The organism is Streptomyces sp. NPDC007945 (genome assembly GCF_042958885.1).
In the GTDB taxonomy this organism is placed as follows: Bacteria; Actinomycetota; Actinomycetes; order Streptomycetales; family Streptomycetaceae; genus Streptomyces.
The window spans coordinates 39,695-65,827 of sequence record NZ_JBIBJV010000012.1 but is presented as its reverse complement, the minus strand read 5'-3'; the positions used below and the strand labels follow the sequence as shown (position 1 = coordinate 65,827).

Sequence of the window (26,133 nt, the reverse complement as noted above, 5' to 3'; positions counted from 1 at the left end):
GGGATGTGCCTACATTTCCCTTTTATGCGCTTCGGATCATCACACTCGCTCCTCCGGGTGCTCGCGGTGGGTCTGCTCGCCGCGGGCCCGCTCTGGCCGGCGGCGGCGGCCCCGCCGGCCGCCGCCGATGTCGTCGAACCCTTCGGGGAGCGGTACCAGGCGTCCCTCTACGGGGACTTCACCACCGTCGGCAACACCGTCACGGGCTGCCCGGCGGCCCCCGCCGACCTGGCGGCCCGCTGCGCGGCCGCCACCGCGGGCGAGGGCACGGACACGAACGACACCTTCGTGACGCGCCGCCTCGACACCGCCCGCACCGGCGGCGCGTACGGCTCCAGCACCGGCCGGGTCCGGCTTCCCGAGGGCGCCGAGGTGGCGTACGCCCGCCTCTCCTGGGGCGGCAACGACGGCACGTACCGGGCGACCGGCGGCGCGGAGCTGGAGCGCTGCGCCCCCTCGGGCGCCGACGTGGCGCCGTCCCCCGGCGACCCGGCCACGACGGCCCCGCTGCTCGCGGTCGGCGCGCGGGCGGCGGCTCCCGTCTCGATCGACAGCATGGTCGTCGACCCCGCCGACGCCCACGGCCCGCACTACTACACGGGCGAATCCGACGTGACCGCCGCCTTCGCGGGCGTCACGGGGGCGGACGCGCCGCTCGCGGTCGGCGTGAGCGGCGTCTGGGCGCCGAACGGCAAGGGCTGCGTCGCCGGTTGGTCCCTCACCGTGGTCCACCGCTTCCCGGGCCCCGACCCGGCGAAGGCACCGGAACGGCGCTCCGTCCACCTCCTCGGCGGGCACGTGGTCCAGCGCCCGGGCTCCCCGGCGACGACGGTCACGGTGGACGGCTTCCGCCGCGCCCCGGGGAAGGCGCGGGCGAGCGTGACGGCGTACGAGGGCGACCGGAGCACCCCGGGCGACCGGTTCCTCGTCGGCGGGAAGGAGGTCACCGGGGCCTCCGCCGGCACCACGGACGACTTCTTCGCCGGGGAGGGCGACGGCGCGGTCTCCCCCGACCTGGTCGACAACCTGTCGATCGACGCGAAGGAGGTCGACGTCCCCGACGGCGCGATCCCGGTCGGAGCGACCTCCGCCGACCTGTCCTTCGCCACCGACGGCGACACCTACGTGCCCGCCGCCCTCGCCTTCTCGGTGCCCGTGGCGGACCTGGAGGTCACCCGGACGGCGACCCCGGAGCTCAAGAAACCGGCCCCGGCCCCGACCCCGACGACACCGCAGCCGTCGCAACCGACGACACCGTCGGAACCGTCGGAATCGGCGACACGGACGCCCCAGACGGCCCAGACGGCCCGGACGGCAGCACCCACGGATCCGGCCACGGAGCCCACCGCCGGCCGGACCGGCCCGGCTTACTCGACCGACCCGACCGACCCGGCCGACCCGCCGTCCCCTTCCTCCTCCGCGCTCACCGTCGTAGCCCCTCCCGCCACCGGCCCGGGCCCCCACGGCGGCCCCCGAGGCGGCCCCGGCGGCTCCATGGCCGAGACCGGCGCCCACGGCGAGCGGCTGTGGCTGCTCGGGGCGCTGGCGGTGGTGCTCGCCGGCACGGGCCTGGTGGCGCGGGCGGCACTGCGCGGTCGACGCGGCTGAACGGGGGCGACCCCGGCTGACCTGCGGCGACGCAGCGTGGCCGGATACCTCCGTCTCGTATACGTACGTTTGAGCGTTTACCGGACGGGCTAGGTTCGCCACATGGCTTCCGTACTCGTGGCATCCAACCGAGGCCCCGTCTCGTACACGCTCGGGGACGACGGCACGCTCTCCTCCCGCAGGGGCGGCGGCGGCCTCGTGTCCGGCCTGAGCGCCGTCGACTCACAGGACAGCCTGTGGGTGTGCGCGGCGCTCGGCGACGGCGACCGCGAGGCCGTCCGGCGCGGCGTCGCCGAGCCCGGGGTGCGGATGCTGGACATCGACCCGGAGGTGTACCACGACGCGTACAACGGCATCGCGAACTCGATGCTGTGGTTCCTCCACCACCACCTGTACGACATCCCCCGCGAACCCGTCTTCGACGCCGCCTTCCGCCGCCGCTGGGCCTCCTACCGCGCCTACAACCGCGCCTTCGCCGAGGCGCTGGCCGCCGAGGCGGCCGAGGGCGCGGCGGTCCTGGTGCAGGACTACCACCTGGCGCTCGTCCCCGGGATGCTGCGCGAGCTCCGCCCCGACCTCAGGATCGGCCACTTCACGCACACTCCCTGGGTGTCGCCGGAGTACCTGCGGATGGTGCCGGACGACATCGTCGAGGAGCTGCTCTGGGGCATGCTCGGCGCGGACGAGCTCGGTTTCCACACCTGGGGATGGGCGTCCTCCTTCATCGGCTGCTTCCAGCAGCGCGAGGACTCCACCGGCCACGCCCAGGGGCTGTGGCCCAGCGGCGACCCGTGGTTCGGCGTCGAGTGGCGCCGGCACGACACCGGGAAGGGCCGCACCCGCGTCCGGGTGTACGCGCTCGGCGTCGACGGCGACGAGCTGCGCGCCCTCGCCCACCGCCCCCAGGTGGACGAACGGCTGGCCCGGCTCCGCGAGGAGGTCGGCGGCCGGAAGACCATCGTCCGCGTCGACCGCACCGAACTGTCGAAGAACATCCTGCGCGGCCTGATGGCCTACCGGGAGCTGCTGACGGAGCACCGCGAGTGGCGCGGCGAGGTCGTCCACCTGGCGTCCGCGTACCCGTCCCGGCAGGACCTGGAGTCGTACCGCGCGTACACCGAGTCCGTGGTCGCCCTCGCCGAGGAGATCAACGCCGAGTTCGGCACGGACGACTGGCAGCCGGTCCTGGTCTCCGTCGAGGACGACTTCACCCGCTCCCTCGCCGCGTACCGCCTCGCCGACGTGGCCCTGGTCAACCCGGTCAGGGACGGCATGAACCTGGTGGCCAAGGAGATACCCGTCGTCTCCGACGCCGGTTGCGCCCTGGTCCTGTCCACCGGCGCGGGCGCCCACCGCGAACTGGGGAAGGACGCCCTCACCGTCGACCCCTTCGACGTCTCGGCCACCGCCGAGGCCCTCCACGCGGCCCTCACCATGCCGGCCGGGGAGCGCGCCGAGCGCACCGCGCGCCTCGCCGAGGCCGCCACCGCCCTCCCCCCGCAGCGCTGGTTCCTCGACCAGCTGGACGCCCTGCGCGCCCCGTCCGACTGACCGGCCCGCCTCTCACCCGGGCCGTCCGGCCGAAATCCACGGCCGGCCGGCCGAGGCACGTGGACGGGACGACCGAGACTCACGGACGGGACGGCCGAGGCTCACGGACCGGCGTCCTCCCGCCGCTCCCGTCCCCAGGCGGCGAGCGGTTCGAGCGCGTCGTTCAGGCGGAGGCCGTCCTTGGTGAGCCCGTACTCGACCCGGGGCGGCACCTCGTCGTAGGAGACCCGGCGCACGATGCCGTCCGCCTCCATCTCCCGCAGGTGGGAGGCGAGCACCTTCTCGGTGACGCCCGGCACCATCCGCCGCAACTCCCCGAACCGCCGCTCGGGCCCCTCGCGCAGCGCCCAGAGGATCAGCACCTTCCACTTGCCGCCGATCACTTCCATGGCGGTGTCGATGCCACACACGTGCCCGTCGTCGTCCAGGGGCCGATTCACCGTCGTCATGCCTCACCCTCCTGACCTGCTCGCTCACCTCAGGGTAACCACCCACTCCGAAGTGGGTACTTGAGCAGGTCAGGCGCCTGCCACAGCCTTGAGACATGACAGCGAACGCTCCCTCCGCCGCCCCCGTCACCCTCCTCGGCCTCGGCGCCATGGGCACCGCCCTCGCCCGCACCTGGCTCGCCGCCGGCCACCCGCTCACCGTCTGGAACCGCTCCGCCGCCCGCACCGAGCCGCTGGTGGCCGAGGGCGCGAAGGCCGCCGCGACCGCCGCGCGGGCCGTGGCCGCCGGCGACCTCGTGATCGTCTGCCTCCTGGACGACGCCTCGGTGGAGGAGGCCCTGAAGGACACCGACCTGACCGGCAAGGACCTCGTCAACCTCACCACCACGACCCCCGCGCAGGCCCGCGCGCGCGCCGCCTGGGCGGCCGCCCGGGGCGCCCGCTACCTGGACGGCGGCATCATGGCCGTCCCGCCGATGATCGGCGTCCCGGAGGCCGGCGGATACGTCTTCTACAGCGGCGCGCCGGACCTCTTCGAGACCCACGAGAAGACCCTGGCGGTCCCGGCGGGCACCCGCTTCGTCGGCGCGGACCCCGGCCACGCCGCCCTCCACGACGTGGCCCTGCTCAGCGCCATGTACGGCATGTTCGCCGGCGCGGCCCACGCCTTCGCCCTGATCCGCGAGGAGTCCATCGACCCGGCGGCCTTCGCCCCGCTCCTCACCGAGTGGATCACCGCCATGGCCGGCCCGCACATCGCCCAGACCGCGGACCAGCTCACCACCGGCGACTACACCACCAACGTGGTCAGCAACCTGGGCATGCAGACGGCCGGCACCCCCACCTTCCTCACCACCGCCGCGGAACAGGGGGTGAGTCCCGAACTCCTCACCCCCTACTTCGCCCTGATGCGCCGCCGCCTCGCGGAAGGCTCCCCGTCGGAGGACCTGACGGGCGTGGTGGACCTGCTGCGCCGGTGATGCGGTTCCGTCGATCGGTGACGACCCCTCCTCGGGGAGGGGTGTCCCGTGGCACACTCGCGGCGATCGTTCCCCCAGGCGATCCGTTTTCCCCCAGAGGCAAGCGGAAGGATCGCAAGAGACGTGAAGAAGATTGTCGTGAGCATGACTCTCGGGTCGGCGCTCACCGCACTCCTCGCCGCGGGGCTCACCCCCGCCGCCGCGCAGGAGGCCACGGACCCGGTGCGGGCCGGCGCGAAGGCCCAGCGGGCCGACAACCGGCCGGGACCGCTCACCAAGCAGCGCACCGAGCTGCGCGAGAAGGCGATCGACCTGGTCGCCAAGGGTAAGGCCGAGGCGAACGCCCGGGGCGTCGTCGAGGTCGCGCCCGGGAAGTTCGCCGAGACCGAGACGACCACCGCCGTCCGGCAGGAGAAGATCCTCACCATCCTCTCCGAGTTCGGCGACCAGGGGTCCGGGAAGCTCGGCACCACGCCCGGGCCGCTGCACAACCGGATACCCCAGCCGGACCGGACGACGGACAACTCCAACGCCTGGACGGCCGACTTCGACAAGGCGTACTACGAGAACCTCTTCAACGGCCCCGGCGAGTCGATGAGGACGTACTACGAGAAGCTGTCGAACGGCGCCTACTCCGTCACCAACGTCGTCGAGGACTGGGTCAAGGTCCCCGGTAACGCCTCCAGCTACGGCGACAACACCGTGGAGGACGACGGCGGTTCGTGGGCGTTCATCCAGGACACCGGCAACGCCTGGTGGGACGCGCAGATCGCGGCGGGCAGGACGCCCGCCGAGATCGACGCGTACCTCGCCCAGTTCGACGTGTGGGACCGCAACGACTGGGACCACGACGGGAACTTCGACGAGGCCGACGGCTACATCGACCACTTCCAGGCCGTCCACGCCGGCATGGGCGAGGACGCCGGCGGCGGCGCCCAGGGCGAGGACGCCATCTGGTCGCACCGCTGGTACGTCAACGGCGACGACTACGGGCTGACCGGGCCCGACGTCGCCGGCACGCCGAACAAGGCCGGCGGCGCCCGCATCGGTCAGTCCAAGTACTGGCTCGGCGACTACACCACCGAGGGCGAGAACGGCGGACTCGGCGTCTTCTGCCACGAGTTCGGCCACGACCTCGGCCTGCCGGACTACTACGACACCGACGGCGGCGAGAACTCCACCGCCTTCTGGACGCTGATGAGCTCCGGCTCCTGGCTCGGCCACGGCGACGCCGCCAACGCCGGCATCGGCACCCACCCGGGCCTGATGGGCGCCGAGGAGAAGCTGTTCCTCGGCTGGCTGGACCCCGTCGACGCCCCCCTGGGCTCGAACGGCGCCTACACCCTCGGTCCCGCCGCCCTCCAAGAGGCCGGCAAGGCGCAGGCCGTCCGCGTCGCGCTCCCCGACAAGACCGCCGCCACCACCTACGCCACCCCGACCTCCGGCGCGCACGCCTGGTGGACCGGCTCGGCGGACGGCCTCAACCAGCCCCTCACCCGCTCCGTCCCGGCCGCCCCGCGCGTCACCGTGAAAGCGAGCGCCTGGTACGAGATCGAGGCGGACTTCGACTACCTCTTCGCCGAGTACTCCCTCGACGACGGCGCCACCTGGGCCCGCGCCGGAGAGGCCGTGGACGGCTCCTCCGCCGGCAGGTGGACGACCCTGCGGTTCTCCTACGACGCCGCCGGCAGCCCCTCGCTCTTCCGCTTCCGCTACCAGACGGACGGCGGCGTGCACCTCGCCGGCGCCTTCCTGGACGACATCAGCCTGTCCAGCGGCGGTACGACCCTGATCGCGGACGACGTCGAGCAGGGCGCGAACGGCTGGACCGCGCAGGGCCGCTGGAAGGTCTCCACCGGCACCGAGTCCGCCGCCTTCCCGCGGTACTACCTGCTGGAGAACCGCGAGTACGTCGGCGCCGACGCGCTCCTGGCCGAGGGCCCGTACCAGTTCAGCAAGCCGCTCACCGCCCCCGACTGGGTCGAGTACTTCCGCTACCAGAACGGCATGCTCGTCTGGTACGTCGACCGGTCCTTCGACGACAACAACGTCAGCAACCATCCCGGCGGCGGCTCCGCCATGGCCGTCGACGCCCGCCCGACGCCGTTCACGTACCCCAACGGCGCCGCGCCCAGCAACCGCCGCCAGCCCTTCGACGCCACCTTCGGCCTGGAGGCCACGGACGCCACCTGCCTCCACACCGAGGTCCTGGCCGGCAAGGGCAAGCAGCAGACCGTCGAGACCCTCGCCGCCTGCGCGCCGTCGGTGCCGGGCATCCCGGTCTTCGACGACACCGACCCGAACGCCTACTACGACACCTCGGCGCCGCAGGCCAGCGTCAAGGTCGCCGGACACGGCGTGAAGGTCACCGTCACGGGGGACGCCGGCGACGACCTGACGATCACCGTGGCCAACCCGGCCGCGCACTGATCTGACACAGCCGTGGCCGCCTCGTTCCCGGGGCGGTCACCGGCTCAAGGACGGACCACTCGCGCTCGGCCGCGGGTTCTGAAGCCCAGCGCGTGCCGGTAGATCTCAGGAAGCCGGTACAGACCGTCGGCGTCGCGATCGAGCGCTCCGGCTTCCCTCAACTTGGTGATCGCGTTTGCGTCCAGCTCGACATCCTCCGCGGTGAAGGGCATGACGACGTCCTCCGCGAAACGGCCCACATTGACGAGCAGATCGCCTACCGACGGATTCTCCTGCCGGAGTTCCTCAAGCTTTTCCGTACTGCACCGAACGAGAGCCTGCCGCATTGCGCTGGGCACCAGCAGACGGTCCTGCCAGTCCTGGTCGCCTTGCGAAAGCTCGGCGGCATCCCTGATGAACCTCACGACATCACGAGCCTGCACCTGGTCATTGAAATCGCCAAGGGCGGCAGGAACCCAGCGGTCCGACCTGGCCTCCCTAGAGTTCTTGCGACCCATCTTCACGCCCCACAAGGGAATTAGGGCCTCCACGACCTTGTCGCTTCCCAACTCCATCAAGTCGCCGTCCACCTCTGCGATCGCCTCGGAAGTAGACGCGACCCACAAGGCCAACCGGAGCGCTTCCTGACTGTCCCAACGCAAGGCGTAGGGCTCGTAGCGGTCTAGGTACTGCCCGAGATTCTGCCGTACGGCCCATCGCACGAGATCCCGCCGGACGAAGATGACCGCGCCGAACGGACGACTGCGGAACGTCCGCAACCAGTCGGGGACCTCGATGAACAACGCCCTGAGGGCGATTCGCTTGGCCTCGCTGTCCAGTTCCTGGAATACATCTTCAAGACCGTCGAACACGAACAGCGCTGGCTTCATAGATCGCTCGGAGAGAACCTCCTCGGCGTTCTTGGGAAGTGTCGGTCCCGCGATGGCCATGGCCATGCATCGCAACCAGACGTCTCGCCAGAACGACAGGCTTTCCCTCATCTCGCCGGCCAAGGCCTCAAGTAGCACCTCTCGGATTTGCAGTGCGGACGCGCCGACGCCGCCTGCCGCAGCAGCTCTGAGCCGCTGCGGACTGGTGATGCCCTCCCCCGACTCCGTCTCCATGTTCGCCGGGTCGAGCACGGGAACGACGGGGGCGTCCACGCGCACTTCCTCATCCGCGCTCCGGGCAAACCTCTGCCAGCTTCCCGCAGCACACAACCGCGCGTAAGTGAAGGTCTTCCCGGATCCCTTCGCACCTACCACCACTGTCACGGGCAATGCGGTCCTATGGTCTCCCACAAGCCGCCGAAGCGGAGCTGTCGAGAGGAACCCGAGACTGCTGTCCAGGCCAGTCCGCTCCGCGAACACCAAGGACTTCGCCCGGTCGTGCAGGGCCGCTCGACGAGCGTCGAGATCGGGTTCCGAGGCCACCTGCGCAACGGATTCCGACTCGGTGGAAAGACTCATGGACTCGAGCAGCCGCTCGCCGATGCCAAGCCTCCTGACCAAGGCGATGACGTCGTCCCAGGACTGGGGCAACGCCAGCAGCTCGTCCCGGAAGGGACTAAGAAGGGGTTCGGTGAGGACTTGGGCGTCCACCTCGCTGGTGGGGTCGGACGACGACTCCCCATTTCTTCCCTCAACCGCCTCGCTCGCCTGAACTCCCCTCAACTCCTCAAGAGCTTGAGCAAGTTGCGCCTTTGCCTTCTCCACTTCCTCCCCGTGCTGGTCCTCCCGATACTGGGTGATGACCACGGAAGGCTCGGGGTCTCGGCCGGTCAGGGCAACAGCCTTGTCGCCCAACTGGCGGATTAGGCGATCAGTTCCGTCAAGGGACTGGCTGCTGAGCGTGGTCACGAAGACGCGTTGGACCCTGGGGTCCAGAAGAACCGGAGCCGAGAGCTCCGAAGCTCCGGCGCGCAGGTCTACGACCACTGTGTCCAAACCCGCTTGGGCGGCCAGGTCGGCCAGCGACTCCGTCAAGTAGTAGCGGGAACGGTCCGGCGTGAGGAGCTGCCCGGGCTCGATACGAGGAGGCCCCAGCCTGACACGGCGACTCGTCGGAAGGATCACCAACCGCCCGCCGCTTCTGTGGAGCAGAGTCTCCTGATTCGCCATGTATTCGGACGCGATCCGGACCGCATGGCTCCGATCCCCTCCGGAACTACCGTGCAAGAGGGTCAGCACGTCGTCATACGCGATGTCGGCTGCGCCTCCCTGGGCCTCGTACATCCAGCTGATGCCTGGCGCTTCCAGATCTGCGTCGATGAGTAGCACCTTGCGCCCCTGCTGTGCCAGCAAGTCCGCGAGGGCCACGGCATGGACGGTGCGTCCAACGCCGCCCTTGAACGAGTGGAAGGCAACCACTTGGACACCACCGGGAAAGAGGTCGGAGTCCGGGCGCGGCAGTGGCTTCGCGAGATCGTCGGTGACTCTTCTGTCAGTGAGCTTCGGCAGGCGGACGGACGGAGCTGCGGACACCTCGATATGAACGCTGACGGGCAAGCCTTCCGGCTCCATGTCGCGAGGGCGGTCGAGGAGGAGCTCGAAGCCGAGAGCGGATGTACGGATGGATCCTCGTCCGAACGCGGTGTTCAGCCAGCTCAGGGCCTCCCGTTCGCTGACCTCCGGGGTGACAGTCAGCTCGATGCCATCCCACCAGGCGTTTGCTTCCTTGAGCCATTCCGGCCACAACCCTTCGGTCGCCAGGACAGCGCAGTGCTCGTCGACGTCCACCCACGTCAGCAGATTGCCTGGGAGCAAGGGATAGTTCGTATGCATATTTCGTCTCCCACTGACGTCAACTACGCGAGGCTTCGACCAAGGCCCGGAGAGCTTCCAGGGCGGTCTTCTCATCATCGGCATTCAGGTCCGCGCCGTAGCGCCATGCTTCGTGGAGCTCGGCCGGTCCCACGTACGTACCCTGCTGAACATGGCGACCTGTGCCCTGCACGGTTCCCTGCTTCACTCTTCGGCACCGCCGGACCGCGTCGCCCAACCCTCCGGGCAACCCCAGTTCCTTTGCCAGTCGGCGCAAGTCGTGCGTGCGCAGATCTGTCGGCAGTTTCGAGGTGTCCCGAGCACCGTACACGCGGTCGATGATTTCGGCCTTGAGTCCGCATTCCGCCGCATAGAACAAGAGCAGCCCCCCCGTGGCGGCGTCCCCCTGCTGTACCGAAACCTCTGCTCGCTCGCTCAATCGCTCACGGCTCTTTCTGAGCTGCCCCACCCTCACTTCGACCATCTGCAGATGGTAACTAGCCGTCCGACTCCCGCACCGCCCTCGCCAGTTCCCCGAGGAAGGCGACGACGCCCGCCGGGCCGTCCACGGCCAGGTCCGCGCGGTCGGCGAGCTCCGGGACCTCGCTGGAGCCGGAGCAGACCAGGAGGCCCGGGAGGCCGTCGCCGCGGAGCTTCTCCACGGCGGCGAAGGCCGGCAGGTCGCCCAGGTCGTCGCCCGCGTACAGGACGGAGCCCGCGCGCTTCTCGCGGACGAACTCCGCGAGCGCCACCCCCTTGTCCATGCCCGGGGGCCGCAGCTCCAGGACCAGCCGGCCCGGCTCCAGGACCAGGCCGTGCGCGGCGGCCAGATCGCCGAGCGGGCCCTTGAGGGCCTCGAAGGCGCCCTCGGGGTCGCGGGCGCGGCGGGTGTGGACGGCGACGGCGCGGCCCTTCTCCTCGATCCAGACGCCGGGCCAGGCGCCGTGCCGGTCGAGGAAGCCGGGGAGCTCGGCGCGGACCGTGGCGACGCCGGGGTGCGGGGCGGCTGCCGTGACGGTGCCGGTGGCGGCGTCCCAGCGTTCGGCGCCGTAGTGGCCGAGGACGGTGAGGTGCTCCAGGCCCGGCACCCCGGCGAGGCCGCCGTGGCGGACGGCGACGCCCGCCGGGCGGCCGGTGACGATGACGACGGCGGCCAGGTGCGGGGCGAGGGAGACGAGGACGGGGACGGCACCGGGGTGGGCGCGGGCCCGCTCGGGATCGGGGACGATCTCGGCGAGCGTCCCGTCGAAGTCGAGGGCGACGACGGCTTCGGAGGGGCGCGCGAGGAGCGCGTCCAGGCCGTCTCGGCCGGAGGGCGTGGCCGGGTGCGGAAGGCTGCTGACCATACCGTCGACCCTACCCACGCCGTCGTTCCGCGTCAGCGTGGCCGGACTCACCTCCCCGGACGGGTTTACCGCCGCCGGCGCTTCTCCTCGCGGACCCGGCGCAGCCGGTTGACGGTGACGGGGTCGTGGGCGAGGGCACGCGGGTCGTCGAGGAGGGCGTTGAGGAGCTGGTAGTAGCGGGTCGGCGAGAGGCCGAGGCTCTCGCGGACGGCCCGCTCCTTGGCGCCGGGGCCGGGCCAGGAGCGGCGCTCGACGGCGAGCACGGCCCGCTCCCGCTCCCCCAGCTCGGCGGGACCGGTGCCGGGCGCGTGCTCTTCGGTCATACGGCCAACCTATACAAGGGCGCCGACCGGCCGCCTCCGCCCCCGCCCGGCCGCGTCCGAACCGTCCGGCCGCCTCCGCCTCCGTGGCGGCGGCGGCCGTTCCGCCGTCCCGCGGTCACGGCCCCTCCCGCTACTCCGCCGCCTCCGCGGCCGTCGCCGTGCGGGCGATGGCGCCGAGGACGTCGGCGGGGCGGCCGGCGGGGGTGACGGCCTTGCCGATGTCCTGCTTGATGGTCTCGCTGACCTTGGCCCAGGAGGTCTTGCCGACGGGCGGCAGCTGGGCGGTGGGCAGCGCCTTCAGGAACTCGCGGAGGTTCGCGTGCTCGGTCCCGGTCTCCATGCGGGCGGAGGCGCTGACGGTGACGGGCAGCAGGTCGTTGTCGCCGGCGAACTTGAGGACGTTCTCGTCGCTGAAGACGAAGTCGAGGAAGGTCCCGATCTCCTTGCGGTGCCCGTTCTGCTTGAAGCCCATGATCCAGTCGGCGACGCCCATGGAGACCTTGGCGGGGCCGTCGACGCCGGGCAGCGGGACCTGGCCGACCTTGACGCCCTGCTTGGCGGCCTCCTGGAGGAGGGAGGGGTGGCCGTTGAGCATCCCGACCCGGCCCTGCGCGAAGGCGGTGAAGGCGGCCTTGCGGTTGAGCTTGCCGGGGGCGACGGGGCCGGTGAGGCCCTGGCCGACCAGTTCGTCCTTGAGCCAGGTGAAGGTGGCGATGTTGGCCTCGGAGGCGATGGCGTACCGGTCGGAGTCGTCGGTCCAGCCGCCCCCTCCGGCGAACAGCCACATCAGCGACTCGGCCTGCGCCTCCTCCGGGCCGAGGGGGAGGGCGAAGGGGGTGGGGACGCCCTCCTCCTTGAGCTTCTTCGCGGCGGCGGCCAGCTCGTCCCAGGTGGTGGGGGGCTTCGCGCCGGCCTTCTCGAAGAGGTCGGCGTTGTAGAAGAGCGGGCGGGTGGAGGCGACGAACGGCAGGCCGTACTGGGTGCGGTCGTTCTCGCCGGCCTCGGCGAGGGCCGGGACGAAGTTGGCCTGCACGGGGATGGTGAGGAGGTCGTCGGCCGAGTAGAGCTGCCCGGCGGCGGCGTAGTCGGCGTAGGCGCCGATCTGGGCGACGTCGGGGGCCTGGCCGGCCTCGACCATCTCGGCGACCTTGCGGTCGACGTCGTCCCAGGACTCGATCTGCACCTGGACCTTGATGCCGGGGTGGGCGGTCTGGAAGGCGGCGACGAGGTCGTCCCAGTACTTCTTGGTGGTGTTGCCGCCGGTGAGGTCGTAGTCGGCGGCGACCAGGCGCAGGGTCACGTCGCCGCCGTCACCGCCGAGGGTGCCGCAGCCGGCGACCGTGGCGGTCAGGCCCAGGGCGGCGGCGGCCGCGGTCAGTCCAAGGAATCGTCGCCGCTCCACGGCTTCATCCACCTTTTGCTCGTCATTGAGCAGCAGTGAGCTGCACATTCACAGGGTCGGGGGTCGAAAGTCTCCCCCAGTCTCGAACTAGAGGTCTACACCAGTCGGGTATCACTTCCGCAACTCCCGGGGGACCTTCGCCACAAACCCCCCACACCACCGGCTCGAATTTGTATCCGAGCGCAACAATCCTCGGCAGTGGACTAGACCTTTAGGGCGGTCTCGCGCGAGACTGTCCCCGTGAGACACGTCATCGCCCTCGATGTGGGCGGCACCGGCATGAAGGCCGCCCTCGTCGGGGCGGACGGCACCCTGCTCCACGAGGCCCGCCGCGCCACCGGGCGCGATCGCGGCCCGGAAGCCGTCGTCGAGACGATCCTCGCCTTCGCCGAGGACCTCCGCGCCCTCGGCGAGGAGCGTTACGGGGAGCCCGCCGCGGCCGCCGGAGTCGCCGTCCCCGGCATCGTCGACGCCGACCGCGGCATCGCCGTCTACGCCGCCAACCTCGGCTGGCGCGACGTCCCCCTCCGCGCCCTCCTCAGCGAACGCCTCGGCGGCCTCCCCGTCGCCCTCGGCCACGACGTGCGCACCGGCGGCCTCGCCGAGGGCCGCATCGGCGCCGGCCACGGCGCCGACCGCTTCCTCTTCGTGCCCCTCGGCACCGGCATCGCCGGCGCCATCGGCATCGGCGACCGCATCGAGGCCGGCGCCCACGGCTACGCCGGCGAGATCGGCCACATCGTCGTCCGCCCCGGCGGCACCGACTGCGGCTGCGGCCAGCGCGGCTGCCTGGAGCGGTACGCCTCCGCCTCCGCCGTCTCCCTCGCCTGGGCCGCGGCGTCCGGCGACCCGGAGGCGGACGCCGCCGACTGCGCCAAGGCGGTCGAGTCCGGCGACCCCGTGGCCGTACGCGTCTGGCAGGAGGCGGTCGACGCCCTCGCCGACGGACTGGTGACCGCCCTCACCCTGCTGGACCCCCGCACGCTCATCATCGGTGGCGGTCTCGCCGAGGCCGGGGAAACCTTGTTCACACCCCTGCGGGCCGCCGTGGAGGAACGCGTGACCTTCCAGAAGCTGCCCGTCATCGTCCCGGCGGCCCTCGGGGACACCGCCGGATGCCTGGGCGCGGGGCTCCTCGCCTGGGACCTGCTCGCCGAGCGGCGCCCCACCGACGCCGCCGACCCGCGCACCACCGACCCGGAGGTTTCCGCCTGATGTCCGATCAGTCCGATCACAAGGTTCTCGCCGGCGCGCGCGTCGTGCTGCCCACCGGGATCGTCGAGAACGGGCGCGTGATCGTCGACGGCGGCCGCATCGCGGGCGCGGCACCGGAGGACGCCGAGGTCCTCGACCTCAGCGGCCACTGGCTGGTGCCCGGCTTCGTCGACATGCACAACCACGGCGGCGGCGGCGCCTCCTTCACCTCCGGCACCGTCGACGAGGTCCTCAAGGGCGTCCACACCCACCGGCTGCACGGCACCACCACCGTCGTCGCCTCCTTCGTCACCGGCGACATGGACTTCCTCACCGCCCGGGCCGGACTGCTCTCCGAGCTCGCCGAGCAGGGCGAGATCGCCGGCCTCCACTTCGAGGGCCCGTTCATCTCCCCCTGCCGCAAGGGCGCCCACGACGAGACCCTGCTGCGCGACCCGCACCCGGCCGAGGTCCTCAAGCTGATCGACGCCGCCCGCGGCCGGGCCAAGATGGTCACCCTCGCCACCGAGCTGCCCGGCGGCCTCGACTCCGTACGCCTCCTCGCCGAGCACGGCGTCATCGCGGCCATCGGCCACACCGACGCCAGCTACGAGCAGACCGTCCAGGCCATCGACGCCGGCGCCACCGTCGCCACCCACCTGTACAACGCGATGCCCGGCCTCGGCCACCGGGCGCCCGGCCCGATCGCCGCCCTCCTGGAGGACGAGCGGATCACCGTCGAACTCATCAACGACGGCACCCACCTCCACCCGGCGGCCCTGGAACTCGCCTTCCACCACGCCGGCCCCGAGCGCGTCGCCCTCATCACCGACGCCATGGACGCGGCCGGCTTCGGCGACGGCCGCTACATGCTCGGCCCGCTGGAGGTCGAGGTGAAGGACAGCGTGGCCCGCCTCGTCGAGGGCGGCTCCATCGCCGGCTCCACCCTCACCCTGGACCGCGCCTTCAAGCGCGCCGTCACCGTCGACCGGCTCCCCGTCGAATCCGTCGTCCAGGCCATCTCCGCCAACCCGGCCCGCCTCCTCGGCGTCTACGACCGGGTCGGCTCCCTGGAGCCCGGCAAGGACGCCGACATGGTCGTCCTCGACGCCGCGTTCGACATGAAGGGCGTCATGCGCAAGGGCGAGTGGATCGTCGCCCCCCAGGGCGTCCCGACCCGGGTGCCGCAGACCGCCTGACACCGCCCGACCCCGCCGGGCACCGCCCGACAGACCGCCTGATCAGGCCGAAAGGGGACGGTAACCGGCCCAGGGACTGGGCCGATCGCCGTCCCTTTGGCATGATCGCGGCTGTCTCCACAGGTCTTACCGGAAGTACGGGGGGGTGGACAGGTGATCCTCACGGTCACCCTCAACACGGCGCTGGACGTGACCTACCGCGTCCCCGCCCTCGTCCCGCACGCCGGCCACCGGGTCACCGACCACGCCGAGCGGCCCGGCGGCAAGGGCGTCAACGTGGCCCGGGTGCTGGCCGCGCTCGGCCACGAGACGGTCGTCACCGGCTTCGCCGGCGGCCCCACCGGGGACCGCCTCCGCGCGCTCCTCGCGCCCGTCCCGCGCCTCACCGACGCCCTGGTGACCGTCGGGGCGACGACCCGCCGCACCCTCGCCGTCGTCGACGCGGCGGCCGGCGACACCACCCAGTTCAACGAGGCCGGCGCGGCCGTCACGCCCGAGGAGTGGGCCGCCTTCCGGGCCCGGTACGCGGAGCTGCTGCCCGGCGCCGCGGCCGTCGCCCTCTGCGGCAGCCTGCCGCCCGGCATCCACGTGGGCGCCTACGCCGAGCTGATCCGGACGGCCCGATCGGCCGGCGTCCCGGTCCTCCTCGACACCGGCGGCGAACCGCTCCGTCGCGGCATCGCCGCCCGCCCCGACCTCGTGAAGCCCAACGCCGACGAGCTCGCCGGCCTCACCGGCTCCCGCGACCCGCGCCGCGCCACCCAGGACGCGCGCCGCAGGGGCGCCCACGCCGTCGTCGGCTCGCTCGGTCCCGACGGCCTGCTGGCCGCCACCCCGGACGGCCTGTGGAAGGCGACGCCCCCGGCCCCGGTGCACGGCAACCCGACGGGAGCCGGCGACTCCGCGGTCGCCGCGCTCCTCGCCGGTCTGGTCACCGGCGCTCCCTGGCCGGACCGCCTGGCCCGGGCGGCCGCCCTCTCGGCGGCCACGGTCGCCGCGCCGGTCGCCGGCGAGTACGACCCGACGGTCTACGCCGACCTGCTCCCGAGGATCCGCGTCACGGAGGAGACGACCTGACGGCCGTCCTCGCCCCGCCGGCGGCTACCCCTGCTTCGGCGGGGTGACCTCCAGCCAGTCCAGGAGCACGTCGCACTGGTTGCCGGCCTCGCACGAGATCTTGATCTCGTTGTCGCCCTTCTGGAGTTCGACCGGCGCCCAGGTGGTCTGCCAGTTCTTCTCCAGGTTCGGGTCCGAGGACTTGATGAAGTTCTTCAGGCCGATCGGCTGCGTGTTCGGCTTGCCGTTGACCGTCAGCGTGGCGTTGGCGTCGACCGCGGGGATCGCGTACCTGACCGTGAGCGAGTAGTTGCCGCCCTCGGGCATGTTCGCCTTCCAGGTGACCGACGAGCCCGGGGCGTTGAAGCCCGCCACATAGGCGCCGTCGGCGCCCTCGGCACCCTTGACGTCCTTGGCCAGCGTGGCGCTGCCGCTGAGCGTGAGGGTGGCCGCGTCCTGCTTGGGCAGGGCGGCCTTCGTCGGCTCGGTGGTCGGCTCGGCGGAGCCGGAGAGGTCCTCGCTCGGGGTCGCGGGGGCCGAGGCGGTCGGGGTGGTGCCCGCCGTCTGGTCCTTCTCGCCGTTCTGGTTGCCGATGATCGCCGCGGTGATGCCGGCGACGACGACCGCGACGACCGCGACCGCGCCGATCAGCAGGCCCTTGGTGTTGGGGCCGCGACCGCGCTGCGGCGGCATCGGGGCCGGACGGGTCCGCTCGTTGCCGGGGTAGGTCTCGGGGGCCGCGTACTGCGGGTGCGGCTGGCCGTACGGCGCCTGCTGCTGCGGCGGCACGTAGGGCTGCGCGGGCGGCTGGCCGTACTGGCGCTCGCCGACCGTTCTGACCTGGTTGTACGAGGTGCGCGGCACACCGGGCTGCGCGGGTGCGGGACCCGGGTAGCCGTAGCCGCCACCCTGCTGGCCGCGGCCTGCCGCGGCCTGCCCGTCGGCGTACAGATAGCCGAACGGATCGTCGTCCTCGGGCTTGTTCGCGCCGTCGTTACCGGCAGCCATCCGGGTCATCCTCTCCATGCTCGCCAGCCGTCGCCGACCCGGCGAGCCTACCCCGAACGAATGAAGTCCCCGTCCCGGGAACGATCAACCGGCCCGCCGGTGCACCTTGGCACGGGACCGTTTCTCCACGTACATCCGCTGGTCGGCGGAGTTCAGGACCTCTTCGACGGTCATGCCGCATTCGGCCCAGCCGATGCCGAAACTGGCCCCGACCCGCACCGCCCGGCCGTCGACCCGGATGGGCGGGATGATCGCGTTCCGCAGCCGGACGGCGAGGTCGGCGGCGTCGGCGGCGCCCAGGCCGTCGGCGAGGACGACGAACTCGTCGCCGCCCAGTCGGGCGACCGTGTCGCCGTCCCTGACGCCGGTGGTGAGCCGGCGGGCCACCTCGATGAGAACGGCGTCGCCGGTGTGGTGCCCGAAGCGGTCGTTGATCGACTTGAAGCCGTCGAGGTCGCAGAAGAGGACCGCGAGCCCCTTGGTGCCGTCGTCGACCTCACCGCCGGTCGGCGCGACCATGTGCACGTGGTGGTCGTACGCCCCGCCGCCCGCCGGTTCGAATCCGAAGCCGTGCTCGTGCTCGTGGCCGTACTCGTACCCGCCGTCGTGACCCCCTTCGTACCCGCCCTCGTACGCCTCGTGGGCGCCGCCGCCGTACGCGGCGGCCAGCGGGTCGGGGCCGGGGCCCTGGTAGGCGCCGGCGTGCGCGGGGCGCTCGCAGAGCCGGGCGGAGAGCCGGGAGCGCAGCTCGGCGCTGTTGGGCAGGCCGGTGAGGGCGTCGTGGGAGGCCCGGTGGGCGAGCTGGAGCTCGTGCCGCTTGCGCTCCTCGATGTCCTCGACGTGGGTGAGGAGGAAACGGGGCCCGTCGGCGGTGTCGGCGACCACCGAGTTCCGCAGCGAGACCCAGACGTAGGTGCCGTCGCGCCGGCCCAGCCGCAGTTCGGCGCGGCCGCCCTCGGCGGAGGTGCGGAGGAGGGTGCCGATGTCCTCGGGGTGGACGAGGTCGGCGAAGGAGTAGCGGCGCATCACGGAGGCGGGGCGGCCGAGGAGCCGACAGAGGGCGTCGTTGGTGCGGAGGAGCCGGCCGTGCTGGTCGCCGCCGAGCTCGGCGATGGCCATGCCGGAGGGGGCGTACTCGAAGGCCTGCCGGAAGGACTCCTCGCTGGCGCGGAGGGCCTGCTGCTCGCGCTCCAGGCGGATGAGGGCGCGCTGCATGTTGGAGCGGAGCCGGGCGTTGCTGATCGCGATGGCGGACTGGGAGGCGTACATCTGGAGGGCTTCCTGCCCCCAGGGACCGGGGTGCCGGCCGTTGCGCGGCCGGTCGACGGATATGACGCCGAGCAGTTCCTGGCCGGAGCCGGAGGCGTACATGGGGGCGTACAGCCGGTCGTGGGGGTGCCACTCGTCCTCGAAGCGGGGCGCGGGGCCGTCGGTGTGCCACTGGGGCACGTCGTCGTCCATGAGGACCCAGCCCTCGGTGTGCGGTATGAACCGCAGGTCGCCCCAGGGGACGGCCATGTTGAGCCGGCGCTCCCAGGCCTCGCGGGAGCCGACGCGGCCGGTGATGAGGGCCTCGGCGGCGGGGTCTCCGGCGAAGGCGGCGACGACCAGGTCGCCGTCGGGCCGGACCAGGTTCACGCAGGCCAGCTGGTAGTTGAGGCCGGCGACGACGCCGTCGGCGACGGTCTGCAGGGTGTCCGCGAGGCTGCGGGCGGTGTTCAGGTCCGCCACGACCTGATGCAGCTGCCGCAGGGTCGAGAGACGGACGTAAGGCTCCGACTCGGTCTCCATCGCTCGCTCTCCCCGAGACCTCGACAGCAACTCCAGGGTTCTCATCGGCTTCGTGCTGTACTGTCCCCGCCACTGAATCACAGCGAGCTGCGCACCCGGTACACAGGGTCAGCAAATACTGCCCTCTGTGACTTAAGTCACAGGAGTTGGCGCGCCCGGGCCCGGGCCCGGGTCCTAGGACCCTTGCCGGGCGCCACTCTGGTCCCCCGGCCCGATGCGGCCCGCGCGGGCCCCGGCCTAGCGTTCCGGTGTGCTGCAGAAGACCCCGCCCTCGCCGCCCGTCACCGACCTCGCCATCCCTCATGCTGAGGGGGTGAGCGACGACGAGTTCCGGGCGGCCATGTCCCGCCTCGCGGCCGGAGTGGTCCTGGTGACCGCGCACGACCCCGACGACGGCCCGCGCGGCGAGGACGTCGGCATGACCGCCACCGCCTTCCTCTCCGTCTCGCTGGACCCGCCGCTGGTCCTGGTCAGCCTGCGCAACGGCTCACGGATGGACGACCTCCTGGAGGAGGTACCGGTGTGGGCGGTCTCGGTCCTCGCCGAGGGGCAGCGGCAGATCGCCGGCCGCTTCTCGATGAAGGGCCGCGTCTCGGACCGCCTCCTCTTCGCCGACCTGCCGTACGCGCGCGGCGCGGAGAGCGGGGCGCCGCTGCTGGACGGGGCGCTCGCCACGCTGGAGTGCCGCACGGAGAGCCGGGTGGTGGCCGGCGACCACACCCTCGTCGTCGGCCGCGTCCTCTCGGTCGGCCTGCCGGCGCCGGACGGCGCGCCCCTCACCTACTTCCGGGGCCGCTACCGCCACCTGGGCTGAACGCCCGCGACCGCCGTGCGACCGTCCCGTCGGCCGGTCGGCCCGTCGGTACGCCGTCCCGTCAGCCGGTCGGCACGTCGTCCCGTCAGCCCCAGCCGCGGCCCTGCCGGCCGCGCTTCGTCTCGGAACGCTGCTTCTTCTCCCGCAGCCGGCGCTCGTTGATGCCCCGGGGGATCTTCGTCGCGCGGCGCGGCTTCGGCGGCGGCGCGGTCGCCTCGGCGAGGACCGCGGCGAGCCGGACGGCGGCCGTCTCGCGGTTGCGCCACTGGGAGCGGTGCTCCGAGGCCCGCACGGTCAGCACGCCGTCCACGAGGCGGGAGGCGAGCCGTTCCAGGGCGCGGGCCTTCCACACCTCGGGCAGCGCCTGGGTCGCGGCGAGGTCGAAGAGCAGCTCGACGCGGGAGTCGGACGTGTTCACGTGCTGGCCGCCGGGACCCGAGGAGCGCGAGAAACGCCACTGGAGCTCGGCCTCGGGCAGCGAGACGGAGCCGCGGATCTGATACGGACCTGACATGCCCTCCATGTTCCCCGCCACGGGCACGGACCGTCATCCTGTTTTCGCCGACGGGAACCATGGAGCGCCGTTCGGCGTTTGTCCCGGCGAAGAGAACGTGATGAACCGCGATGAAAGGGTCTCCCCCATGGCTGTGAGCCTCACCAAGGGCGGCAACGTCTCCCTCACCAAGGAGGCGCCGGGTCTGACCGCCGTCACCGTGGGCCTCGGCTGGGACGTCCGCACGACGACCGGCACCGACTTCGACCTGGACGCCTCCGCGATCGGCGTCGACGCCGCCGGCAAGGTGGCCTCGGACGCCCACTTCGTGTTCTTCAACAACAAGTCCACCCCGGACCAGACGATCGTCCACACGGGTGACAACCGCACGGGTGAGGGCGGCGGCGACGACGAGCAGATCAACGTCAACCTCGCGGGCCTCCCGGCGAACGTCGAGAAGATCGTCTTCCCGGTCTCCATCTACGACGCGGTCTCCCGCTCGCAGAACTTCGGCCAGGTGCGCAACGCGTACATCCGCATCGTGAACCAGGCCGGCGGCGCCGAGCTCGCCCGCTACGACCTCTCCGAGGACGCGGCCACCGAGACCGCCATGGTCTTCGGCGAGCTGTACCGCAACGGCGCCGAGTGGAAGTTCCGCGCCGTCGGCCAGGGCTACGCCTCCGGCCTGGAGGGCATCGCCCGCGACTTCGGTGTGAACCTCTGACACACGGCTCGTGGAGCCGCCGGGCCCCGGCCGGGTTTCGACCCGCCGGGGCCCTACCCTTGCCCGGTGATCGTCGAGACCCTCGCGCCCAAGGCCCTGGAGGACGGCGCCGCGCTGCCCGGGCCGCTGCTCACCGAACTCACCGCGCTGTACGCCTCGAACCGCGCGTTCCAGCAGCTCAGCGGTGACTTCCCGGACCCGGACGCGATCCGCCCCGAGCAGGTCGCGGCCGCCCTCGCCGACGAGCTCGCCGAGCCCTCCGCCGAGGTCCTGCTGGCCCGCTCCGAGGGCCGCCTCGTCGCCGTCGCCGTGACGCTCGGACACCACCCCGACCCGGCCGACCCGGACCCCTGGCTCGGCCTCCTGATGGTCCACGCGGACGAGCAGCGCGCCGGCTTCGGCCGCCGCCTCGCCCGGCACGTCGAGGACGGCTTCCGCGCCGGGGGCCGCACCGGCCTGAAGCTCGCCGTCCTGGAGGAGAACGCGCGGGCCCTCGCCTTCTGGACCTCCCTCGGCTACGAGGAGACGGCGCGCCGCCCGGACCGCGCGCACGGCCGCCCGTGCGTGGTCCTGCGCAAACCCCTGGTCCTGGCCGTGTCCTAAGGGGTGCGGGGCCGTCCCCCGCCGTACAGCCAGACGTCCCACACCGCGTCCAGGTCGCGGCCCGCCGCCGACTCCGCGTACGTCGTGAAGTCCTCCGTGGACGCGTTGGCGTGGCGGTACTTCGCGGCCCAGCCGCGCAGCAGCCCGTCGAAGGCGCGGTCGCCGACGGTCTCGCGGAGCTTGTGGAGGACCATCGCGCCGCGCTGGTAGACGGGCGGGTCGAAGAGGTTCTCCGCGGTGGGCGGATCGGCCGGCGGGAAGGCCCAGTTGGCGTCCTCGGCGAAGGCCGCCGCGAAGCTCTCCGCGGCGGGCACGGAGCCGTACTCCTCCGCGTACAGCCATTCGGCGTAGGTGGCGAAGCCCTCGTTGAGCCAGATGTCCTGCCAGGACGCCGGGGTGACGGAGTTCCCGAACCACTGGTGGGCCAGTTCGTGCACGAGCGTCGTGCGGTCGAAGGAGCCGGGCGGGAAGACGGGCCGGGTCTGGGTCTCCAGGGCGTAGCCGAGGGACCCGTCGGCGGTGACGACGGCACCGGTGGCGGAGAAGGGGTACGGGCCGAAGCGTTCCCGCTGGCGGGCGAGGAGGGTGGGGAGTTCGGCGCGGAGGCCGGCCGTCCCGCGGACGAGCCCCGGCTCCACGGCGGTGACCACCGGGACGTCGCCGAGCGCCGTGCCGGTGGTGGTCTCGTACCGGCCGATCATCACCGTCGCGAGATAGCTCGCCATCGGCTCCGGCTGGCGCCAGACCGTGCGGGTGCGGCCGCCGGAGGCGGGCTCGGCGGAGACGCGCACGCCGTTGGAGAGCGCCGTCAGCCCGCTCGGGGCGGTCAGCGCGATCTCGTACGCCGCCTTGTCGGAGGGGTGGTGGTTGCCGGGGAACCAGGTCATGGAGCCGGCCGGTTCGCCGACCGCGACGGCCCCGTCGGCGCTCCTCAGCCAGCCCTCGACCGATCCGTCGGGGTCGGTGAGCGGCTCGGGCACCCCGGCGTACTCGACCGTGACGGTGAACTCCCGTCCGCGCGGGAGCTCGTCGCGGGGGCGGAGCGTCAGCTCGGTGCCGGCGCGGTTGACGGCGGCGGGCGCGCCGTCGACGGTCGCGCCCGCGACGGTCAGTCCGGAGAGGTCGAGGTTGAACGCGGAGAGGTCCTGGGCGGCGCGGGCGGTGATCCGCGCGGTGCCGTCGAGCCGGCCGGTGTCCGGGTCGTAGGCGAGGTCGAGGGCGTAGCGGCCGACGTCGTAACCGCCGTTGCCGAGCCTCGGGAAGTACGGGTCGCGCAGCCCGGCCGCGCCGGGCGTGCCCCGCACCCCGCCGGTCTCCGGCACGCAGCCGGCGAGGAGGCCGCCGAGCACGGCGAGGGCCGCCGCCAGGGAGGCGGCGGCCCGGGGGGACCGTCCGGTCCGACGGGCCGGGGTCGCGGTACGGATCGCGGTGCGGATCACGGTACGGATCCTAGACAAGTCGGACAGGGGGTGGCGGTGAGGGCGTCCGTCGGGGGGAATCGGACGCCCCCACCGGTCCAGGCGGCTCGCCCTACTTGGCGAGCTCGGCGACGCCGGCGCGGGCGAACTTCTCGTCCAGGTCGCCGGAGGGGGCGCCGGCGACGCCGATGCCGGCGATGGGGGCGCCGGCGGCGGTGACGGGGGCGCCGCCGCCGAGGAAGAGGGTGCCCGGGATGTCCTTCAGGTTCGGGGCCTGCTCCAGGCGCTTGACGAGCTCGGAGGTCGGGGCGTTCCAGGAGACGGCGGTGAACGCCTTCTTCACGGCCGACTCGTAGGACTGCGGGCCGGCGCCGTCGCCGCGCAGGGTGACGATCGTGTTGCCGTTGCGGTCGACGACGGCGACGGAGACCCGCTGGTTCTCCTTCGCCGCGGCGTCGAGGACGGCCTCGGCGGCGTCGGTGGCGGCCTCCACGGTGAGGTGCTTCGTCTGGAACAGGTGGTCGCCGCCCGCGTCGGCCTTCACGACGGCGGCGGGGGCGGCGGCCGGGGCGGAGGCGTTCGCCGAGACGGCGCCGAAGGTGCCGGCGGCCAGGGCGGCGGCGACGGCGGTGCCGAGAACGAGCTTCTTCTTCATGGTGGGCTCCCGAGGAGGTCGTGGGCGGACCTGGCCGGTCCGGCTGGAGGAGGAGGGCGGGCGTTCCGTCCGCTCCGAGGAGGGCGCTCCGTCCGCTCCGAGGAGGGGCGCTCCGTCCGCTCCGCCTCCATGCTGGGTCCGGCCCCGGCTCCGTACGGTCGACGGTCCGGCTGCCCTCCGGGCGCGCACCGGACGATGCCGGTGTCAGCCGATCGGCTGATGCCCGCGTGGTCCCCGCGCGTCAGCATGGATCCGTACACCCAGGTCAGCATGGATGCGCACACCGAGGTCAGCGCGGGTCGAGGAGGCGTCACGGTGGACCGGACCGGCCGGCACGCACGGCACACCCCGGGCGCCCGCCCGGCCCCCGCCCCGTCCGGGCGGCACCGGCCCGAGGCCGCCGCCCCCGACCGCGCCGCGCCGGACGCCCCGTCCGGCCGCGACGGGCGGAGCCCGTACGGCCCTCCCGCGGGCGGCGGCGCCCCGCGCGGCGGGCAGCCGCACGACCCGGACGCCGGGTGGCTGGCGCGCGTCATGCACGTCGCGTTCTTCCTGCTGCTCGGCGCCTCCCTGGTCCGCTTCCTCATCCGCCACGAGTGGGCGGACCGCGGCCTGTGGATCGTCGCGCTCTCCGTGGCGCTCGCCGCGCTCTACCTCCTCGGCCCGGTCCTCGGCACCCGCGCGACCCCCGGCCGGATCGCCTGGCTGTGCACCGTCGTCGCCGTCTGGGTGGTCCTCGTCGTCCTCGCGCCCAGCTTCGCCTGGTGCGCGGTCCCGCTCTTCTACACCGGCCTGCGGACCCTCCCGGCACGAGCCGCCCTCGTCCTCGTCACCCTCCTCACCGCCTTCGTCGTCTTCGCGCAGGTGCAGCTCTCGCACGGCGGCTGGGACCCCAATCTGATCGTGGCCCCGCCGGCCGTCGCCGCCATCGCCACCGGTGTCTTCGTCCACGCCGACCGGCAGGCGGCCCGCCAGCGCGCCCTCATCGACGACCTGATCCGCACCCGCCGCGAACTCGCCGCGATCGAGCGGCGCGAGGGCACCCTCGCCGAGCGGCAGCGGCTCTCCATGGAGATCCACGACACCCTCGCCCAGGGCCTGTCGAGCCAGCAGATGCTGCTCCAGGCCGCCGACCGCACCTGGGACAGCGACCCGGCGACCGCCCGCCGGCACGTCCGCACCGCCGAGTCGATCGCCGAGCGGAACCTCGCCGAGGCCCGCCGCTTCGTCCACGACCTGGCCCCCGCCGACCTCGCCGAGGGCGGTGGTCTGGAGCAGGCGCTGCGCGGGCTCGCGGAGCGCGAGTCGGCCGCCTTCCGGGTCGACGGCACGCCGGTGCCGCTGCCGGACCGGGCGCAGTCGGCGCTGCTGCGGATCGCGCAGGGCGCGCTCGCCAACATCCGCGAGCACGCCGGCGCGACCTCCGCCGCCCTCACCCTCACCTACCTCGACGACCAGGTCGTGCTCGACGTCGCCGACGACGGCAGCGGCTTCGACCCGTCGGCGGCCCGCGACGGGGAAGGCGTCCGCGGCCACGGCCTGCCCGCGATGCGGGTCAGGGCCCGGCAGCTGGGCGGCACGCTTACGGTGGAGTCGACTCCCGGCGAGGGCACGGTGCTCTCCGCCGCCATCCCCCTCGCGCCCCCCGTGGAGGCCCGCCCGTGACCGTCCGCATCCTCCTCTGCGACGACCACGTCGTCGTCCGCGCCGGGCTGCTCGCCCTCCTCGGCTCCACCCCCGACATCGAGGTCGTCGGGGAGGCCGGCAGCGGTGAGGAGGCCGTGGCGATGGCCGCCAAGCTGAAGCCGGACGTGGTCCTGATGGACCTCCAGCTCGGCCCGGGCATCGACGGGGTGGAGGCGACCCGGCGGATCGCGCCCACCGGCGTCCACGTCCTCGTCCTCACCACGTACGACACCGACGCCGACATCACCCGCGCCATCGAGGCGGGCGCCACCGGCTACCTCCTGAAGGCCGAGCGGCCCGAGGAGCTGTTCGCCGCCATCCACTCCGCCGCCCAGGGGCGCACGGCCCTCTCCCCGCCGGTCGCGAGCCGGGTCATGGACCGGATGCGGGGCGCCGCGGGGCCGTCCCTCACCGACCGGGAGCGCGACATCCTCGGCCAGCTCGCCCACGGCCTCGGCAACAAGGAGATCGCCCGCGCCCTCTTCATCAGCGAGGCCACCGTCAAGACCCACCTGGGCCGGATCTACGCGAAGCTCGGCGTCGACACGCGGGCCGGTGCCGTGGCGGTCGCGAAGGAGCAGCGCCTGCTCCCCTGAGGCCCCCGGGACTGCTACCGTGCGCTGTCGTTCCATCGCACAGTGTCACGTTCTCCCCGGGAGCGC

At 72.8% G+C, this 26,133-nt stretch carries 23 protein-coding genes; 12 read left to right on the top strand and 11 right to left on the bottom strand.

Annotated elements, in window-relative coordinates:
* Positions 1 to 24: 24 nt before the first annotated feature.
* Positions 25 to 1,608, top strand: a complete 1,584-nt coding sequence (locus ACFZCF_RS28990; protein WP_391289861.1) for a hypothetical protein — start codon at positions 25 to 27, stop codon at positions 1,606 to 1,608.
* A 102-nt stretch (positions 1,609 to 1,710) separates the two neighbouring features.
* Complete coding sequence (locus tag ACFZCF_RS28985) at positions 1,711 to 3,159, top strand: trehalose-6-phosphate synthase (protein ID WP_391289859.1); 1,449 nt, start codon at positions 1,711 to 1,713, stop codon at positions 3,157 to 3,159.
* Between the two features lie 101 nt (positions 3,160 to 3,260).
* Here ACFZCF_RS28985 and ACFZCF_RS28980 read toward each other — a convergent pair whose 3' ends face one another.
* On the bottom strand, positions 3,261 to 3,608 hold the full coding sequence (locus ACFZCF_RS28980; protein WP_388438544.1) for a winged helix-turn-helix transcriptional regulator: 348 nt from the start codon (positions 3,606 to 3,608) through the stop codon (positions 3,261 to 3,263).
* 95 nt (positions 3,609 to 3,703) lie between these two features.
* On the opposite strand from ACFZCF_RS28980, the gene ACFZCF_RS28975 reads away from it, so the two are divergent.
* Positions 3,704 to 4,588, top strand: a complete 885-nt coding sequence (locus ACFZCF_RS28975) for an NAD(P)-dependent oxidoreductase (protein ID WP_388438547.1) — start codon at positions 3,704 to 3,706, stop codon at positions 4,586 to 4,588.
* Positions 4,589 to 4,732: 144 nt separating this feature from the next.
* Positions 4,733 to 7,018 (top strand): immune inhibitor A domain-containing protein, encoded by a 2,286-nt coding sequence (locus tag ACFZCF_RS28970; protein ID WP_391289982.1) that lies wholly within the window; start codon positions 4,733 to 4,735, stop codon positions 7,016 to 7,018.
* A gap of 44 nt (positions 7,019 to 7,062) precedes the next feature.
* Here ACFZCF_RS28970 and ACFZCF_RS28965 read toward each other — a convergent pair whose 3' ends face one another.
* The 5 genes from ACFZCF_RS28965 to ACFZCF_RS28945 form a co-directional block, all read right to left on the bottom strand.
* Positions 7,063 to 9,735, bottom strand: a complete 2,673-nt coding sequence (locus ACFZCF_RS28965) for a KGGVGR-motif variant AAA ATPase (protein ID WP_391289856.1) — start codon at positions 9,733 to 9,735, stop codon at positions 7,063 to 7,065.
* A 64-nt stretch (positions 9,736 to 9,799) separates the two neighbouring features.
* On the bottom strand, positions 9,800 to 10,243 hold the full coding sequence (locus ACFZCF_RS28960) for a hypothetical protein (protein WP_391289854.1): 444 nt from the start codon (positions 10,241 to 10,243) through the stop codon (positions 9,800 to 9,802).
* Between the two features lie 13 nt (positions 10,244 to 10,256).
* Positions 10,257 to 11,105: a trehalose-phosphatase gene (gene otsB, locus ACFZCF_RS28955; protein ID WP_391289853.1), complete on the bottom strand. Its 849-nt coding sequence runs from the start codon at positions 11,103 to 11,105 to the stop codon at positions 10,257 to 10,259.
* Between the two features lie 65 nt (positions 11,106 to 11,170).
* On the bottom strand, positions 11,171 to 11,428 hold the full coding sequence (locus ACFZCF_RS28950) for a DUF3263 domain-containing protein (protein ID WP_391289851.1): 258 nt from the start codon (positions 11,426 to 11,428) through the stop codon (positions 11,171 to 11,173).
* A gap of 130 nt (positions 11,429 to 11,558) precedes the next feature.
* Entirely contained in the window at positions 11,559 to 12,842 is a 1,284-nt protein-coding gene (locus tag ACFZCF_RS28945) for an extracellular solute-binding protein (protein WP_388438556.1), read from the bottom strand.
* A gap of 228 nt (positions 12,843 to 13,070) precedes the next feature.
* On the opposite strand from ACFZCF_RS28945, the gene ACFZCF_RS28940 reads away from it, so the two are divergent.
* The 3 genes from ACFZCF_RS28940 to ACFZCF_RS28930 all read left to right on the top strand — a co-directional run bounded on the left by ACFZCF_RS28940 (position 13,071) and on the right by ACFZCF_RS28930 (position 16,300).
* A complete protein-coding gene (locus ACFZCF_RS28940; protein WP_388438559.1) occupies positions 13,071 to 14,045 on the top strand; it encodes an ROK family protein in 975 nt (324 codons plus the stop codon).
* Positions 14,045 to 15,223 carry an N-acetylglucosamine-6-phosphate deacetylase gene (nagA, locus tag ACFZCF_RS28935; RefSeq protein WP_391289849.1) on the top strand — a complete coding sequence of 393 codons (1,179 nt, stop codon included), beginning with the start codon at positions 14,045 to 14,047 and terminating at the stop codon, positions 15,221 to 15,223. The genes ACFZCF_RS28940 and nagA overlap by 1 nt, the downstream gene beginning before the upstream one ends.
* A gap of 153 nt (positions 15,224 to 15,376) precedes the next feature.
* The gene (locus ACFZCF_RS28930; protein WP_388438565.1) at positions 15,377 to 16,300 is read left to right on the top strand and encodes a 1-phosphofructokinase family hexose kinase; all 924 of its coding nucleotides are present in this window, start codon (positions 15,377 to 15,379) and stop codon (positions 16,298 to 16,300) included.
* Positions 16,301 to 16,324: 24 nt separating this feature from the next.
* Here the strand turns inward: ACFZCF_RS28930 and ACFZCF_RS28925 are convergent, their stop codons facing one another.
* Together ACFZCF_RS28925 and cdgB are read right to left on the bottom strand one after the other, a co-directional pair.
* Positions 16,325 to 17,287 (bottom strand): CBM35 domain-containing protein, encoded by a 963-nt coding sequence (locus ACFZCF_RS28925; protein WP_391289847.1) that lies wholly within the window; start codon positions 17,285 to 17,287, stop codon positions 16,325 to 16,327.
* Between the two features lie 84 nt (positions 17,288 to 17,371).
* Positions 17,372 to 19,078: a diguanylate cyclase CdgB gene (gene cdgB, locus ACFZCF_RS28920; RefSeq protein WP_388438571.1), complete on the bottom strand. Its 1,707-nt coding sequence runs from the start codon at positions 19,076 to 19,078 to the stop codon at positions 17,372 to 17,374.
* Between the two features lie 250 nt (positions 19,079 to 19,328).
* Between cdgB and ACFZCF_RS28915 the strand changes: the two genes are divergently transcribed.
* Positions 19,329 to 19,892, top strand: coding sequence for a flavin reductase (locus tag ACFZCF_RS28915; RefSeq protein WP_391289846.1), 564 nt, complete (start codon positions 19,329 to 19,331; stop codon positions 19,890 to 19,892).
* An 85-nt stretch (positions 19,893 to 19,977) separates the two neighbouring features.
* Here ACFZCF_RS28915 and arfB read toward each other — a convergent pair whose 3' ends face one another.
* Entirely contained in the window at positions 19,978 to 20,415 is a 438-nt protein-coding gene (gene arfB, locus ACFZCF_RS28910; RefSeq protein WP_388438951.1) for an alternative ribosome rescue aminoacyl-tRNA hydrolase ArfB, read from the bottom strand.
* 118 nt (positions 20,416 to 20,533) lie between these two features.
* Here arfB and ACFZCF_RS28905 point away from each other — a divergent pair, with 118 nt between their 5' ends.
* Both ACFZCF_RS28905 and ACFZCF_RS28900 read left to right on the top strand, forming a co-directional pair.
* Positions 20,534 to 21,109 carry a TerD family protein gene (locus tag ACFZCF_RS28905; RefSeq protein ID WP_388438576.1) on the top strand — a complete coding sequence of 192 codons (576 nt, stop codon included), beginning with the start codon at positions 20,534 to 20,536 and terminating at the stop codon, positions 21,107 to 21,109.
* Between the two features lie 66 nt (positions 21,110 to 21,175).
* On the top strand, positions 21,176 to 21,712 hold the full coding sequence (locus ACFZCF_RS28900; RefSeq protein WP_391289843.1) for a GNAT family N-acetyltransferase: 537 nt from the start codon (positions 21,176 to 21,178) through the stop codon (positions 21,710 to 21,712).
* Here the strand turns inward: ACFZCF_RS28900 and ACFZCF_RS28895 are convergent.
* Both ACFZCF_RS28895 and ACFZCF_RS28890 read right to left on the bottom strand, forming a co-directional pair.
* Complete coding sequence (locus ACFZCF_RS28895) at positions 21,709 to 23,136, bottom strand: M1 family aminopeptidase (RefSeq protein WP_391289979.1); 1,428 nt, start codon at positions 23,134 to 23,136, stop codon at positions 21,709 to 21,711. The two genes, ACFZCF_RS28900 and ACFZCF_RS28895, sit on opposite strands and share 4 nt — an antisense overlap.
* 106 nt (positions 23,137 to 23,242) lie before the next feature.
* Entirely contained in the window at positions 23,243 to 23,785 is a 543-nt protein-coding gene (locus ACFZCF_RS28890; RefSeq protein WP_388438583.1) for a heme-binding protein, read from the bottom strand.
* A gap of 534 nt (positions 23,786 to 24,319) precedes the next feature.
* Here ACFZCF_RS28890 and ACFZCF_RS28885 point away from each other — a divergent pair.
* Positions 24,320 to 25,450 carry a sensor histidine kinase gene (locus tag ACFZCF_RS28885; RefSeq protein WP_388438957.1) on the top strand — a complete coding sequence of 377 codons (1,131 nt, stop codon included), beginning with the start codon at positions 24,320 to 24,322 and terminating at the stop codon, positions 25,448 to 25,450.
* A complete protein-coding gene (locus tag ACFZCF_RS28880) occupies positions 25,447 to 26,067 on the top strand; it encodes a response regulator transcription factor (RefSeq protein ID WP_150230132.1) in 621 nt (206 codons plus the stop codon). The genes ACFZCF_RS28885 and ACFZCF_RS28880 overlap by 4 nt, the downstream gene beginning before the upstream one ends.
* The last annotated feature ends 66 nt before the right edge of the window (positions 26,068 to 26,133 follow it).

Coding starts and splice junctions, on each gene's coding strand:
- ACFZCF_RS28990 (WP_391289861.1), top strand. CDS start 25: ATGCGCTTCGGATCATCACACTCGCTCCTCCGGGTGCTCGCGGTGGGT.
- ACFZCF_RS28985 (WP_391289859.1), top strand. CDS start 1,711: ATGGCTTCCGTACTCGTGGCATCCAACCGAGGCCCCGTCTCGTACACG.
- ACFZCF_RS28980 (WP_388438544.1), bottom strand. CDS start 3,608: ATGACGACGGTGAATCGGCCCCTGGACGACGACGGGCACGTGTGTGGC.
- ACFZCF_RS28975 (WP_388438547.1), top strand. CDS start 3,704: ATGACAGCGAACGCTCCCTCCGCCGCCCCCGTCACCCTCCTCGGCCTC.
- ACFZCF_RS28970 (WP_391289982.1), top strand. CDS start 4,733: ATGACTCTCGGGTCGGCGCTCACCGCACTCCTCGCCGCGGGGCTCACC.
- ACFZCF_RS28960 (WP_391289854.1), bottom strand. CDS start 10,243: ATGGTCGAAGTGAGGGTGGGGCAGCTCAGAAAGAGCCGTGAGCGATTG.
- otsB (WP_391289853.1), bottom strand. CDS start 11,105: ATGGTCAGCAGCCTTCCGCACCCGGCCACGCCCTCCGGCCGAGACGGC.
- ACFZCF_RS28950 (WP_391289851.1), bottom strand. CDS start 11,428: ATGACCGAAGAGCACGCGCCCGGCACCGGTCCCGCCGAGCTGGGGGAG.
- nagA (WP_391289849.1), top strand. CDS start 14,045: ATGTCCGATCAGTCCGATCACAAGGTTCTCGCCGGCGCGCGCGTCGTG.
- ACFZCF_RS28925 (WP_391289847.1), bottom strand. CDS start 17,287: ATGGCTGCCGGTAACGACGGCGCGAACAAGCCCGAGGACGACGATCCG.
- cdgB (WP_388438571.1), bottom strand. CDS start 19,078: ATGGAGACCGAGTCGGAGCCTTACGTCCGTCTCTCGACCCTGCGGCAG.
- arfB (WP_388438951.1), bottom strand. CDS start 20,415: ATGGAGGGCATGTCAGGTCCGTATCAGATCCGCGGCTCCGTCTCGCTG.
- ACFZCF_RS28905 (WP_388438576.1), top strand. CDS start 20,534: ATGGCTGTGAGCCTCACCAAGGGCGGCAACGTCTCCCTCACCAAGGAG.
- ACFZCF_RS28890 (WP_388438583.1), bottom strand. CDS start 23,785: ATGAAGAAGAAGCTCGTTCTCGGCACCGCCGTCGCCGCCGCCCTGGCC.
- ACFZCF_RS28885 (WP_388438957.1), top strand. CDS start 24,320: ATGCACGTCGCGTTCTTCCTGCTGCTCGGCGCCTCCCTGGTCCGCTTC.